General features: G+C 42.4%; 18 protein-coding genes. 16 read left to right on the top strand and 2 right to left on the bottom strand.

The window, feature by feature from the left end; translation table 11 throughout:
- The first annotated feature begins 8 nt into the window (after positions 1-8).
- The 15 genes from FHS57_RS04455 to FHS57_RS04385 all read left to right on the top strand — a co-directional run bounded on the left by FHS57_RS04455 (position 9) and on the right by FHS57_RS04385 (position 11,595).
- A complete protein-coding gene (locus tag FHS57_RS04455) occupies positions 9-1,058 on the top strand; it encodes a ferritin-like domain-containing protein (protein ID WP_183971672.1) in 1,050 nt (349 codons plus the stop codon).
- Positions 1,055-1,510, top strand: coding sequence for a VOC family protein (locus FHS57_RS04450; RefSeq protein WP_183971671.1), 456 nt, complete (start codon positions 1,055-1,057; stop codon positions 1,508-1,510). Before FHS57_RS04455 ends, FHS57_RS04450 begins: the two co-directional genes overlap by 4 nt.
- Positions 1,511-2,041: 531 nt before the next feature.
- A complete protein-coding gene (locus tag FHS57_RS04445) occupies positions 2,042-2,890 on the top strand; it encodes an Rpn family recombination-promoting nuclease/putative transposase (RefSeq protein WP_183971670.1) in 849 nt (282 codons plus the stop codon).
- A 294-nt stretch (positions 2,891-3,184) separates the two neighbouring features.
- Positions 3,185-4,006, top strand: a complete 822-nt coding sequence (locus FHS57_RS04440; protein ID WP_183971669.1) for a hypothetical protein — start codon at positions 3,185-3,187, stop codon at positions 4,004-4,006.
- Positions 4,007-4,196: 190 nt separating this feature from the next.
- On the top strand, positions 4,197-4,595 hold the full coding sequence (locus tag FHS57_RS04435; protein WP_183971668.1) for a DUF1801 domain-containing protein: 399 nt from the start codon (positions 4,197-4,199) through the stop codon (positions 4,593-4,595).
- A gap of 23 nt (positions 4,596-4,618) precedes the next feature.
- On the top strand, positions 4,619-5,200 hold the full coding sequence (locus FHS57_RS04430) for a Crp/Fnr family transcriptional regulator (RefSeq protein WP_183971667.1): 582 nt from the start codon (positions 4,619-4,621) through the stop codon (positions 5,198-5,200).
- A gap of 85 nt (positions 5,201-5,285) precedes the next feature.
- Complete coding sequence (locus FHS57_RS04425; protein WP_183971771.1) at positions 5,286-5,912, top strand: hypothetical protein; 627 nt, start codon at positions 5,286-5,288, stop codon at positions 5,910-5,912.
- A gap of 52 nt (positions 5,913-5,964) precedes the next feature.
- Entirely contained in the window at positions 5,965-7,044 is a 1,080-nt protein-coding gene (locus tag FHS57_RS04420; RefSeq protein WP_183971666.1) for a serine hydrolase domain-containing protein, read from the top strand.
- 29 nt (positions 7,045-7,073) lie between these two features.
- Positions 7,074-7,637, top strand: coding sequence for a Crp/Fnr family transcriptional regulator (locus FHS57_RS04415; protein ID WP_183971665.1), 564 nt, complete (start codon positions 7,074-7,076; stop codon positions 7,635-7,637).
- 87 nt (positions 7,638-7,724) lie between these two features.
- Complete coding sequence (locus FHS57_RS04410) at positions 7,725-8,180, top strand: hypothetical protein (protein WP_183971664.1); 456 nt, start codon at positions 7,725-7,727, stop codon at positions 8,178-8,180.
- A 184-nt stretch (positions 8,181-8,364) separates the two neighbouring features.
- Positions 8,365-9,066, top strand: a complete 702-nt coding sequence (locus FHS57_RS04405) for a DUF4386 domain-containing protein (RefSeq protein WP_183971663.1) — start codon at positions 8,365-8,367, stop codon at positions 9,064-9,066.
- 14 nt (positions 9,067-9,080) lie between these two features.
- The gene (locus tag FHS57_RS04400) at positions 9,081-9,551 is read left to right on the top strand and encodes a hypothetical protein (RefSeq protein WP_183971662.1); all 471 of its coding nucleotides are present in this window, start codon (positions 9,081-9,083) and stop codon (positions 9,549-9,551) included.
- A gap of 57 nt (positions 9,552-9,608) precedes the next feature.
- The gene (locus tag FHS57_RS04395) at positions 9,609-9,890 is read left to right on the top strand and encodes an antibiotic biosynthesis monooxygenase (protein WP_183971661.1); all 282 of its coding nucleotides are present in this window, start codon (positions 9,609-9,611) and stop codon (positions 9,888-9,890) included.
- 181 nt (positions 9,891-10,071) lie between these two features.
- Positions 10,072-10,710, top strand: coding sequence for a trimeric intracellular cation channel family protein (locus FHS57_RS04390; RefSeq protein WP_183971660.1), 639 nt, complete (start codon positions 10,072-10,074; stop codon positions 10,708-10,710).
- Between the two features lie 126 nt (positions 10,711-10,836).
- Complete coding sequence (locus tag FHS57_RS04385; protein WP_183971659.1) at positions 10,837-11,595, top strand: hypothetical protein; 759 nt, start codon at positions 10,837-10,839, stop codon at positions 11,593-11,595.
- A gap of 3 nt (positions 11,596-11,598) precedes the next feature.
- Here the strand turns inward: FHS57_RS04385 and FHS57_RS04380 are convergent, their stop codons facing one another.
- A complete protein-coding gene (locus tag FHS57_RS04380; protein WP_310586963.1) occupies positions 11,599-12,516 on the bottom strand; it encodes a DMT family transporter in 918 nt (305 codons plus the stop codon).
- Positions 12,517-12,921: 405 nt separating this feature from the next.
- Here FHS57_RS04380 and FHS57_RS04375 point away from each other — a divergent pair, with 405 nt between their 5' ends.
- The gene (locus tag FHS57_RS04375) at positions 12,922-13,497 is read left to right on the top strand and encodes a pentapeptide repeat-containing protein (protein WP_183971658.1); all 576 of its coding nucleotides are present in this window, start codon (positions 12,922-12,924) and stop codon (positions 13,495-13,497) included.
- A gap of 58 nt (positions 13,498-13,555) precedes the next feature.
- On the opposite strand, the gene FHS57_RS04370 is transcribed toward FHS57_RS04375, so the two are convergent.
- A partial coding sequence (locus FHS57_RS04370; RefSeq protein ID WP_183971657.1) for a hypothetical protein occupies positions 13,556-14,357 on the bottom strand: 802 nt, incomplete at its 5' end.

Genomic DNA, 14,357 nt, shown 5'->3' with positions numbered 1-14,357 from the left:
TAATCATCATGCTCAAGATAAGTCCAAAATTTGTAAGTGCGGTTCAAAATGCCAAAAGCTTAGCGGAGCTTTTTCCGATGCTGCAAAATGCCATTGAGTTGGAACATTCCACCATTCCTCCGTACCTAACCGCGTTGTTTTCGTTCAAGGCCAATACCGAGTCTGACATCCGAAAGGTCATCCACTCGATTGTGATTGAAGAGATGTTGCACATGACCATTGCGGCCAACATCCTCAATGCCGTGGGCGGATGCCCCGCCATCTCACGCCCCGATTTTGTCCCCAATTACCCCACGCATTTACCCATGGGCATTGGCGGTTCGCTCATTGTGGGCATCGAAAAATACTCCCTCGACGTGGTTCACAACGTTTTTATGGAAATTGAAGAGCCCGAAAACCCCATCGAGTTTAAAACCATGGCGCTGGCAGCAACCGAGGCTACGTACAAAACCATCGGCGATTTTTATCGGGCATTGCAGGCCAAAATAGCCGAACTCGCCCCCGACGAATTGCCTGGCAATCCCGCCAAACAGGTAACTTCCAGCTTTTTCTCTTCCGACCTCCTCTACCCCATCCTGACCAAAACGGACGCCATCAATGCCATCAACGTCATCGTAGAACAAGGCGAAGGAAGCGAAGTGTCGCCGTTGGGCACCGACGACGAACTCGCCCACTATTATAAGTTTGAGGAATTGTACAAGGGCAGAGAACTCGTCAGAGACCCCAATGCTCCCAACGGCTATTCGTTTACGGGTCCCGTTATCCCGTTCGACCCCTCTAACGTGCTTCCGTTGTACCCCAACACCAAAGCGGAGATGTTGCCCGAAGGCTCCGAAGAACGTCGGTTGTTGGACTCGTTTAATCAAACGTACAGTAACCTACTTTTTGGGCTGCACCAAACTTTCAACGGCCATCCCGACAACCTCAATAACACCATCGGACTGATGTTTGATTTGAGGCTTGCTTGCCAAAAACTCGCCGAAATGCCTTTCCCAGGGCAGGATGGCTACACCATTGGGCCATCGTATGAATTTGTGCAACCCACTACCCAATTATGACCTTTCATTTACAACAATTAGTCACCAAACTATCGGTCAGCGACGTGCTGCGCTCACAGGCATTTTACGAAAATGTGCTGGGCTTTACCGTGGATGAACGCTATACCATCAGCGACGGAGGCACCTATGGCACGAACTCCTACCTCGAAATGAATGCGCCCTGCGCACAGGGCGGGACTTTCACCATTGGGCTGTACAAAGACATTGACGCGCCTTATCCATCCATGCCCGCCAACGGCACCGTGCCCAGTTTTATCGTGGACGATATAAAGGCGGCCTTGCAAGATTTGCTCCAACAAGGGGTGGTAGTGATGCCAATGGGCGGTGGCGAAGGCGATGACAAATACATCATTTCCAACACCTCCGACGAGGGCTACGTTGACCTTTTCTTTTTCTTCTGCGACCCTGATAACAACTCCTTTGTCATTAGGCAGAACATGGGGAAAGGGTAGCTGAGTGTTCGGAGATAAAGGAACATCCCGCCCCAACTTGCTGGTTGGGACGGGATGAAAAAGGACTGCGCATTTTGGGTTTATTCGTCGCTACTTCGCAATCGACAAACACCTCACTATAAGAGCATTACAAATGCTTTTTTGGTATTTATAGTGCGTTTTCTATTTTAATAGGTTAAACGCATTAAAAAAAACAGCCTCGGAGAGGCAAAACCTTTGTAGAAAAATAATAAACCCCTCCCGAAATAGCCGACGCTTAGTGAAAGAGGTCACCGAACGTCGGCCGCACCGACGGGGCTTTAGGGGAGGATAATTATTTATTTCTACGAAGATTTGGTTCCTCTGGAGCAAGAAGCGGCCAGCTTGGCAGTGAGTGACCCCAACCTCCGATACCGCGTGCATCCTACACGTGGCCTTTATAAGCCTTTCGACTGTCAGCCTGGGCTCGAAGCCTTGGGATAGTAAGCACGAGTGGAACACTCGCGCTATCAGAAAGTTGGTTATCTTTGCTTACTAATTATAGATAAAGCGATGAAAGCAAAATATGTAAACCCTTTTACTGACTTTGGATTTAAGAAAATCTTCGGAGAAGAGGCAAGTAAACCATTATTGATTGACTTTTTGAACGCTCTTTTGCCTCAAACCAGCAAAATCGTTGACCTGAACTTTAAAAATACAGAACATTTAGGACAAACCGACGCTGACCGTAAAGCTATTTATGACATCTATTGTGAAAACGAAAAGGGCGAAAAATTCATTGTAGAACTACAAAAAGCAAAACAAAATTATTTTAAGGAAAGGACTATCTATTATTCGACTTTCCCTATTCGGGAACAAGCCGAAAAAGGTGACTGGAATTACAACTTGAAAGCTGTTTATTGTATTGGTATTCTTGATTTTACGTTTGACGACTACGAAAATGAGCCCGAAAGAAGTGGAGTAGTTCATACCATCAAATTGAAAAACCAAAACGGTAAAATTTTTTATAATAAGCTAACCTATATCTACCTTGAAATGCCCAACTTCAAACAAACGGAAGATGAGTTAAACACCCGTTTGGACAAATGGTTGTATTTCATCAAGCATTTAGAGGATTTTCAAACCATTCCAACAATTTTTAAAGACGAAGTATTTATCCAAGCCTTTGAGAAAGCAGAACTTGCCAAGTTTGGCCAAGCTGAATTGGACAATTATGAAAACAGTTTGAAAACGTATCGAGACTTAAAAGGTGTTATTGACACCGCTTTTGGCGAAGGAAAAGTTGAAGGAAAAATTGAAGGAAAAATTGAAATGGCTAGATTAATGAAATCAGACAAAGAGCCTATTGACAAAATAATGAAATATACAGGCTTGTCAAAAGACGAAATCGACAAGTTGTAGGACAAAATGCACTATGCCCAATAATTAAGGTTTCGTAGTAGCTGAAAACCACGCCATGAAACTCCTGAAAGTGTTTGGGATTGAACGGAACTCGGGCGAGCGGCTAGCTTGGCAGTGAGTGCTCCCAACCTCCGATACCGCGTGCATCCCACATGTGGCCTTTATCAACAAACTTCTAGCCTTTCGGTTCCTAACCTAGGCTTGAAGCCTTGGGATAGTCAGCACGAGTGGGACACTCGCGCTATCGCAAAGCAATTTTAAACTAAAAAAAACACATTATAATTGTTTAGTTTTATGAATTTAAATTTAGCAGGCATTACACTATTACTGATTTTTACGAGTTTTTTTTCATGTAATAAAACCCCTAAAAACGATCCAGCTATTGAGAACACCTCACCTGAGTGTTTACTAAAAAAAAGCTCAAGTTTGTCACAAGGCAACAAAGGCGGTGGAGGTGTAACAGCAATTTACAATTATAACAATGACAATAAATTGATTAGTTATTTTGAGATTGAACAAAACGATACTACAAAATATACATACCAAGAAAATAGAAACAATTTAGACTCAGATATAAATCCATATATGGTCAAGTATGTTAATGGTCTGTTGCTTACGAAATACTTTTGCGATAAAAATGGGAAAGTCATGCGAAGGGAAATATTCAGTAATCCAAAAGGTAAATTTCCTACAACAACTATTTTCTCAGAATATGATAGTAAAAACTACCTGATAAAATCAACCCAAAAAGACCAAAATAGCACTACAGGAGAATTTACAGGAGATTATTATATCAATGAATTTGAATATTCTGAAGGTTCTGTTTCAAAATGGTACACTTCTTCTTTTGTTAACAAAAGAAATTCTGAAAAACATCTATTTTATCAATATATAATTAGTAAAATTCCTATTAAAACGAAGATTCCTTATTTTTGCAGCTTCGGGGAAAGTGATAAGTTTTATCCTGAACAAGCAATTAAATTCAATGGAAATTCTACCTCAAAAGGCATGTATGTATATCAATTTAATGCAAATGGCTTCCTATTGTCAAGTGAAATAATATTTAGTGATGGAACATTAAGTAAAGAATTTGGATATATATATCAATGTAAATAGTTTACTTCATTTGATTTTCTCGATGTTACGCCCCCCACACGTGGCCTTAGTCAAAAACTTCTAGCCTTTCGGTTCCTAACCTAGGCTTGAAGCCTTGGGATAGTCAGCACGAGTGGAACACTCGCGCTATCGGAAAATAATCAAATTAAACTACCTTAGCGTATTCTGTCAGAGATAAGGCATTAACAAAATGAAAAATACTGAGGTAACAAAATTCTTGGATGAGCAAAATCATCTGTTTAGAGAAGAAATAGAACAAGTAAGAAGTTACATTCTATCTGCAAATCCAGATTTAACAGAAAATATAAAATGGAATGGCCCCAACTACTGCGTTGGCAATGCGGATAGAATTACAATGAGAATTCAACCTCCCACGAAACAAGTGCAATTGATTTTTCATAGAGGTGTAAGCAAACAAGCACAGCCTGAAGACAAACTAATTGCGAATAAAAGTAAGAGGTTGGTCTGGAAAGAAAATGACCGCGCAATTATAACTTTCAAAAGTCTGGAGGACATCGAAAATGGAAAATCGGAATTGATAGAGATTGTCAACGAATGGATAAATGCAACGCCTTTGCACCAAGTATAACCAACAATAGCAACAGCCAAATCATGAAAAACACCCTGTTTGACTTTATTTCAAAATACATCACTCTGACCGACGATGAAAAAAACGTCCTGCTTTCGTTAGACCTCTTTCACTCTGTCAAGAAAGGGACGATTTTACTCAAGGAAGGTCAAAAATCAAAAGAGAGTTACTTCGTACTAAAAGGCTGTATTAGAAGCTATTACATTTTAGACGGGGAAGAAAAAACCACTGCTTTCTACACCGAAATGGAAGCCTTAACGCCTCCTTGCGTGATAAATAAAATGCCATCCGACTATTACGTCAGTTGCGTAGAAGACAGCATTCTTACCGTTTCAAATTCGGACATGGAGGTAGAAGTCAACAGCAAGTTTCCCAAGTTTGAAATCATGTGTCGGATGTTATCGGAAGAATTGTTGGCCAAACAACGTATAGACTTTGACGAGTTCAAGACTTCTTCCCCCGAGCAGCGCTACCTAAACTTACTCCATAAAAGACCCGACCTGATTCAGCGAGTCCCACAACACCAATTAGCCAGCTATTTGGGTATTAAACCCCAATCGTTGAGCCGACTACGCGCCAGAATTACGGAAAAAGATAAAAGCTAAGGTACGTTTCTTAACTTAAGTGAACGAGGTTAGGCAATCCCTACTTCTACTTTTGCAGCATCGTTTAACACAAATGAAAACAGACATGCAAAAGAAAAATTTATGGATTGCACTCGCCTTAGTGCTCGTAATTAGTTCACAGGTAAAGGCACAATATGCCAACCAAGAAAACACCTATAAAAAGTGGTTTGTTGGCAGTACGGTATTTTTATTGGGCAATTTGGCCACGACCAATCCCCCCAACTTTGCCCAACTCAACATTGGTTATCGTATTACGGGAAAAGATGTAATTACCTTAGAACCCAAAACATGGAAATATGCTTGGCCGAATGGGATTCACCCCTTTTTAAACAAAGCCTATGGAAAACCAGAAGAAAAATTCCCTGGGTATGTCCGTGAATATGGCGTTTCGGTGGCGTACCAACGTTTTTTGTGGCAAGGTTTATACGCCGAACTGAATGTCATGCCAACGTTGCAAAAATTCGTGAATACTGACGGCAAAAACATTGACAATGGCTTTCAGATTTTCAACACCTACCGCGTTGGTTATCACATCAAACTCTTTAAAGACAGGTTTTTTATTCAACCCTCCATTGCCATTACCCACCGTGCTTATCACACAACATTACCTGATGGATTCAAACAGTTGGATGATAAATGGTCGAAATTTGTCTGGGGAGAACCAGGCTTTCATTTTGGGTTTAATTTTTAATCATTCGTCCGTAACTTGCAATGTGGAACAGAAAATAGCCGACAGAACCAAAATGAAAATTGCAATCGCTGCCTTCTTTTTGCTAAGTGCCACTTGTGGCTTAGCCCAAAAAACGGTTTCTTTTGCCGATTCAATCCGCAAAGCTTACCACATTCCCGAAATTAACTATGCCGTCGTCGATGCTAATTCTACCTTAGAAATCGCCGCTTTGGGAAGGCATTCTATCGCACTACCCGACACGGCCACCCTCAACGACCGCTTCCATATTGGCTCTAACACCAAAGCCATGACGGCTTTTATCATTGCCAAGTATGTGGAAAAAGGCAAGCTAAAATGGACAACGAAGTTTTTTGAGGTATTTCCCGAATGGAAAAAGAAAAGTAAACCTGCCTATGCCGCCATTACTTTGCAGGACTTACTCTCACATAAAGCAGGAATTTTGCCTTTTCAGGGAGAAAATGACCCCGTAATTCCCGCTTTTAAGGGGACAAATCCGCAAAAAAGGAAGCAGTTTGGGGCCTTTGTTCTTACCCTCGACCCCGTAAAAATGGACGAAAATACTCCCTTTATTTATTCCAACGCAAGTTATACCCTAGCGACCCTGATGCTGGAAAAAGTAACTGCCAAAAGTTGGGAGCAGTTGGTGGACGAAGAATTGAACAAACAACTCAAGCTAAACGTCCAATTGTCTTGGCCCGAAAATCAGAAACATAAAGATACGTGGGGGCATAGCTTTGAAAACGGCAAATTGCAACCTGTCCCCTCCACTTTCGATTACCATTTGGACTATACGGAACCTGCGGGGGACATCAACATGCGTCTCACCGATTACGTCAAGTTTATCCAACTCAATTTACAAGGACTAAGTGGGCAAAAAAATTACCTCGCTCCTACCACCTATCAGTTTATTCACAAGGGTATTAAAAATTACTCCCTCGGCTGGTACAACATTTACGAAAACGGCAACGAACTTTCGACTCATTCGGGTACAGTTGGCACCTACTATACCATTGCCCACATCGACCGACTCAAAAACAAAGCTTACCTTATTTTTACCAACTCGTTCAGCCCCGACACCCAACAGGGAGTGCGGCTTTTGATGCGAAAACTAAAAGAAAATTACGGTCACTAATTCACCACTTCCCCCATTAAATTTAAGTTATGCGAAAAGTACAATCCTATTTCGAGTCGCTTGGTTTTTCAGGAAAAGACCTTGAAAAAATTCTTAACGCCTTTGAATTACGGCATTTCAGCAAGAACGATTTTTTGGTGGAAGAAGGCAAAATAAGCCGACACATCGGTTTGGTAGAAAGTGGAATGTTTCAATACTACGTCATCAAAGACGGTGAAGAAGTAACTTCGTATGTGTCTATCGAAAATACTTTTTTTGCGTCGGTGTATAGTTTCATCGGCGAAAAGCCTGCCCTCGAAAACGTAAAAGCATTGACAGACAGCAGCATTAGCTTGATTTCTAAGACCAACCTAAAAATGTTGGTGGCCGAAATTCCAGCTTTCAAGGATTTCTACATTGGTTTGTTAGAAGCCAGTATTTGTGGCATTGATGCAAGCCGTCACGATTTGATTGTGCTTACTGCCGAACAACGCTACGAAAAACTTCTCAAAACCGAACCGCACCTTTTGCAACACATTCCGCTGCAACATTTGGCGTCGATGCTGGGCGTTACGCCGCGACATTTGAGCCGAATTAGAAATAAAATCCGCTGATTTTCGCTTTTGGACATTTGTCTAGTAGAAAGAAATCTTGAATCAGGAAATTTGCATCATCAATTAACAATCAAAATGCAAATCAAAATGAAACAAGTATTTTTTACACTATTCGCACTCCTTTTATCGTCTGTCGCTTTCTCGCAAAGCCGTTTTTCAAACAATGAAATCAGCATTAATGGTTTCCGAAATCCTTCTATTGGCGTTGAATATCGTCACAAACAAATTTCGGTTCACGCGGGTTATTACATCACTGCTTTTGAATCGGGCGTTACCACAAAATTCATCAAAACAGGCGTTACTGCTTGGTTTTTACCCGTTGGTAAAAAAGAAAATCCTTCTTCTTTTTATGCAGGCGTTTCGTATTTACGAGGCATCAATTTAGACTACAAAGACCAAAATGCGTTGGGAATGGAAGCTGGTTTCCGATGGATGGTTTGGAAAGGTCTTAACTTACGCATCGGCGGAATAGCAGTCGCTTCTAAAGGCCACGATTTAAAAATTAATCCAACACCAGGCATTAGTTATTCATTTTTCTTTTAAGAATTTATATGAGTTATTTGGGCAGCTTTTCCGCATCACTTCGTGAGCAATTTTCGATAAAAGCCTTCGCTTTTTCTCAATTGTGTTCCCGCTTTTTTGTTCGTCGTTCCTCCTCACAAAAAGAGCTCCACTCAGGTCGGGCTGCAAACATTCAACTTCAAAATATTTTCAACAATAATTTATCATGAAAAACAATTCAAAAACAATCGGTATTTTACTGATTATAGCTGCCGTTGCATTGCTCATTCCTTACACAATGCTCACCATGAGTTTTGATTATCCCGATATTTTGAGAAAAGATACCGCAAGCGTTTTACAACGATTTTACGAAGGTGGCCATTCTTTAATCTGGACTTGGTTTGCATTTGCCGTTACGGGTTTGCCGCTGATTCCTGCGTATAGTATGATGGGTCAAAAATTGGAGAATAAAATTCCGTCAGTTCGCACAGCTACCACGATTGGCATAATTGGATTGGTGGTGCAAATGATTGGTTTATTGAGATGGACTTTTGTAGTACCCGTTCTTTCCGATACGTTTGTGAATGCTACGGACGAAGCTACCAAAGCGGCGGCTATTGTGTCTTTCAAAACCATTCATCAGTTTGGCGGGGTGATTTTGGGCGAACATCTTGGGCAACTTTTTACCATTACCTGGACATTGATGATGACCTACGCATTTTCAAAACTAAAACTAATGCCAAAATGGGTCAATGTGTTGGGAATAGTAAGCTCAGTGATTTATTTTTTGGCACAAGCCGAATTATTTGCAACCGTTATCAACGGTTTTCCTGTGTGGGATTTGGCGGGATTTCTTGGCAGCACACTTTGGCTCATTTGGCTCATTATTATCGGCAGTATGTTCATTAAAAAGAATGATTTAATCTAAAAACTCAACAAAAAATGGCAACAAAAATCGTTCTCTTCATCACCATTTTGGCGTACAGCATTATTGCAAGCCAAACTTTTATGTACATTCTTTCCCTAAAACAATTACAGTTAGGACTGAATGCGGAATCGTACCTCGAAATCAGAAAACTGACCGATACATTGATGAGAGCCAATTTCAAATATGTGATTTACACCGCGTTATTGGCTAATCTGTTGCTGGTAATTTTCACCGTTCAAACCCCCAAAACTTGGTTATTTATCTGTGCAAGCATCGCTTTTGTCGCTTTAGTTGCCGATATTTTACTCACGCTAAAAGGCAGTTTACCAATTAATGATGTCATCAATAGCTGGTCTGCTCATACGATTCCTGCGAACTGGCAAAGCGTCCGAGAACAATGGTTTATCATTTTTCAGTACCGTCAAATTGCCAATATTATCGGTTTATTGAGTTTGCTATTAGCGGCAGTTTTTGGAACAAAATAAAATTAAACGGTATATTTGACCATCTACTCTGCATACCACAACCTTTAATCTTCACTCATGGAATACGTTCTAATCATTCACGAAGTAGCCGACTACGATGCTTGGAAGGCCATTTTTGACCAGGCCGCAGGCATCCGAAAAGAAGCGGGCGAGCAATCGTACCAAGTCTTAAAGTACGAAAACGACGCCAACAAAATCGTCCACTTCTCCGTTTGGAATAGCCTAGAAAACGCCAAAGCCTTTTTTGAGTCTCCTAAATTGGTACAAATCCGAAAAGAAGCAGGCGTAAAATCCCCCGATTTCATTTATTTGAAGGAGTTAGAGAAAGGAATACTTTAGTGCGTTAGAATCGGGTTGTGAGCAACCCTCAACACAATTCAAATCGGGTTGTGAGCAACCCTCAACACAATTCAAATCGGGTTGTGAGCAACCCTCAACACAACTCAGCAACCCTCAGCACAATTCAACAACCCTCAGCACAAAATTCGACATTCTGCACTCGACACTCGACACTAAAAAAATGCTTCCCCCCAACACGCTTCTCCTCACCTCCATCGACCTTATTGGCACCTTTGTTTTTGCCCTCAGTGGCATCGAACTTGCTTCCAACAAAAAAGTGGATTGGTTTGGAGCGTATCTCATTGGACTGGTTACGGCCATTGGGGGTGGTACAGTCAGGGATGTGTTGCTGGGTATTCGACCATTTTGGATGCAAGAGAGCCACTATTTTGTTATGACGGGCGTCGCGTTGGTGGCGGCACTTTTGTTCAAAGACAGCATTTTCAAGTGGCAGCGGGCGTTGTTTTTGTTCGACGCCATTGGCTTGGGGCTGTTTACTACAGTGGGGATTAGTAAAAGTTTTGCCATGGACTTGCCATTTTGGGTGTGCATCGTCATGGGCACCGTCACGGGGTCGATTGGCGGCGTCATTCGCGATGTATTGCTCAACGAAGTGCCCCTCTTGCTGCGCAAAGATATTTACGCTTTGGCTTGTGTTGCGGGCGGATTGGTGTATTATGCGGGGCTTCAAGTGGGTTTTTCTACCAGTTTTACCCAACTCATCGCCGCAGTTGTAGTAATTTTTGTCCGAATCATTGCCCAAAAATACCGTATTCATCTGCCCGTCGTTTCTATTAAAAAAGACACGAATCACCCGTAAGCACACCACGTTTCAACGGCCTAAAAATACACTTCCCCGACAGCATCTGCTGGTTGAACCCCTATTGACGTGCCTAACGTTGGCAAATGCTGTATTTTTGGCATTGAAAACGTCATTTTCACTCCCATGAACTTCCTTACTGAACTCAAATCGCGCAACGAAACGCTCTTTTACTTTGGCTTAATCTGCAACCTACTGACGTTGGCCTTTTTGGTCCTTAGCCAAGTGACTGCAGTTCAAGTTTTTAAGGTAAACGCGTGGAACAAACCTTTGAAATTCGCTTTATCCATTGGAGCTTACGCATGGACGATGGCTTGGTATTGCTACTATTTACCCAAATTTAACTTATCGCTTTTCAACTGGACTACCGTTTTATTGCTTGGTTTTGAACTCTTCTACATTGCCTTTCAGGCAAGCAAAGGTCAGTTGTCGCACTACAACGTCAGCAGCCCAATCTATTCATTATTGTACGGATTGATGGCCATCGCCGCCAGCGCCACCACCGTTTACACGGCTTACATCGGCTGGTTATTCTTGCAGCAGGAGTTCCCTACCCTCCCACTCCACTATCTATGGGCCATTCGGTTGGGTATTCTTTTGTTTGTGATTTTTGCATTTGAGGGCTTTGCGATGGGTTCGCGCCTCAACCACAGCGTAGGTGCTTACAACGACAATTCCAATTTGTTTGTGTTGGGGTGGAGTAAAACCGTCGGCGACCTTCGGGTTGCTCATTTTATCGGGATGCACGCCTTGCAAGTGTTGCCCATTCTTTCCTTTTATTTACTCAAAAACACCAAAGCCACTGTCGTTGTCGCGGCGTTGTATGGGCTACTTGCGGTGGCTTCATTGGTACAGGCGTTACAAGCCAAACCGTTGCTGAGGTAAATTCTAGTGAGCCACTTTTTTCCCTTTCTGAAAGGCAATCAATATTCCCGAAACGATAATTAACACAATCCCAAACCAGCTCAACGTGGCAGGTAGCGCATCGCCAAGAAAAATGCCGAAGATGACCGAGAAAACGATATTGGAATAACCAATAGCCGCCACTTCCGCCGATTTACCATACGTAAAAGCTTTGGTCAAAAAGATTTGTCCCAACAAAGCAGAAATTGCTAACAACGCAATCCACAGCCAATCGGTACCCGCAGGTTGCACGTATTTTGCGATGAGAAACGACCATTCGGGGGCATCTACCATTTCACCCAATCCGAGTGAAAGCATTGGCATCAAAATCCCTGAAAGCATAAACGACAGCACAATGCTGCGGGAGTCGTAATACCCCGCCAACTGCGCAATACTCATGTATGCCAAGGCCGTCATGATGGCATTAGTAAGACCGAGGGCGTGGTGTTTTAGGCTCAAAAAATCGGTGTGAAACTGCGGCAAAAAAATGAAACAAATGCCCGAAAATCCAATAAAAATAGCCCACCAAACGGGTGTTGATAGTTTTTCTTTTAAGAACAACACGCCAATTAGTGCCAAAAAAACGGGGTACGATTGCTGGTAGGTAATGGCTTCGGCCAGACCTATTTTGGTCACGGCAAAGAAGAACAAATACAGCGCCAAGGTTCCGATAATTCCTCGAAAAACAAGCAATCCCAGCCTTCCTCCCGTCTGCACCAAAGGCCGTTGCAAAACGCTAAACAACACAAAAAGAACGCCAATGATGTTCCGAAAAAAAACCAGTTCGACGGAGCTAATGTGTTTGCCTAACACCCGCGTACAAGCCCCCGAAACCGAGAAGCAAAATGCCGCAAACAACATACTAAGTAAGCCTGAAGAAGAAGGAGAGAAATTATTTTTCACGTTTGACAAGGACGTTTCTTGATGGTTCTTTGCATCACTGCTTTGACACGTTGAACCGTATGTTAAATTAAGTTGGATAAAAGCAGTAAAGTTCCCATTTGAGTTTCAACTTCTTTTGCCCACAGATTGACCCCAATATTTTTCACAGATAAGAATATTGTTTTGGCATACGATTTTAGTCTATTTTTGGGACAAAACTTGGAAATTTAGCTTTACATGGACTTTCCAAGTTTGAATATCGTCCTGTTTTAAACTTGGAAAGCCTGCCACATTATGCAAGTACATGGACTTTCCAAGTTTGAGTATCGACTGTTTTAAACTTGGAAAGTCTGCCACATTATGCAAGTACATAGACTTTCCAAGCTTGAGTATCGACTGTTTTAAACTTGGAAAGTCTGCCACATTATGCAAGAAAGCTACATACAAGACCAATTATTTGATAAACAAAACTTCACCGAAACACCTCTTCCCAAGGGCGAATACGAAAGCTGTGTGTTTCAAAATTGCCTTTTTGCGGACGGCGATTTATCAAGCATAAAATTCATCGACTGCGAATTTAAAGGCTGCAACTTGAGTATGGCAAATCTAAAAAATACGACCTTGAATGGGGTGATTTTTAAAGATTGTAAACTTTTGGGACTACGATTCGACAACTGCAATGGCTTTGGCCTTTCTTTCTCTTTTGAAGGCTGCCAACTCAACCACTCCTCGTTTTTTCGGACAAAAATCAAAAAAACGCACTTTAAAGATACCCAACTCCAAGGGGTTGATTTTGTAGAATGTGATTTGAGTCAGGCGGTTTTCAACAATTGCAACCTTGAACTTGCCAGTTTTGACCGTACTTTGCTTGAAAAGGCCGATTTTAGGTCGTCGTACAACTACGTGATTAACCCCGAAACCAACAAAATCAAAAAAGCGAAATTCTCGCTTTTAGGTGTGGCGGGGTTGCTAGAGAAGTATGATATTGTAATTGAGAAGTAAATCAACCAACCTCCCGAAAGTTCTAAAACTTTCGGGAGGTTTTTTCGGGAGGTTAATTTTATTTCTTCCGCTTCCGTTGCATCTGTAACGGTACACAAGGTATTTCAGGACATTCACAGTTTACTGGCTGCAAAACTACTTTCTTTTCGGCAAAGCAACCGTTGACCGTCATTACTCGAATCGCGTAAGTAACCGCCGCCGTTGGATTGGCAATCGCTTCCAACAACCTTCCATTGGCAGGAATCGGCTGCTGAACAACGGTTTCGTCGTAGGTTGCGCCTACTGTAAGTCCGAAAGTAGCCGTTGGGTCAAAGCCTGTAATTTGCAAATAGCCGTCCTTTTTCGCGCTATCGCCCGCACAGGTCGGAGGAGACAACAAGACGCCAAATGTCGGTGCAGCCAACCGCGTAATGCTTACCGTATCCACGCAATTTTCAAGCGTTGACGTTAAGATAAATCGGTACGTACCCGTTTTATTCAACCCTTTCACCAAACCCGTGCTGTCAATCGTTGTAAACGACGGGTTTCCACCCACGACACTCCACACGCGGCCGTTGCTGGCTTTGGGTAAACTATACGTAAAAGTAGGTTCGCACATCGTCACGTTGGGGCCTGCTGGATTATCAACGCATTGCTGCGGTGGATTAGCGTCGCACAAAGTACGGTCCACTTGCTTGACAAACGTACAACCGCTTGCCGATTTCACCGTCAAACTCGCCGTTTGCGCAATCGGTATGTTGGAAATCAAAAACGTGTTGTTGCCTTCCGAAGTAACCGTTCCCAAACTTGACTGCAACGTGCTTTGCGCCGTTACTTTTACCCGCACCGAATAACTCGTCAACGAACATTGCGCCGATTTC

The sequence above is a fragment of the Runella defluvii genome, from assembly GCF_014195535.1.
GTDB classification, from domain to species: Bacteria; Bacteroidota; Bacteroidia; order Cytophagales; family Spirosomataceae; genus Runella; species Runella defluvii.
Note: the sequence above shows the minus strand (reverse complement) of the source record. Positions and strands in the feature narration are given on the sequence as shown.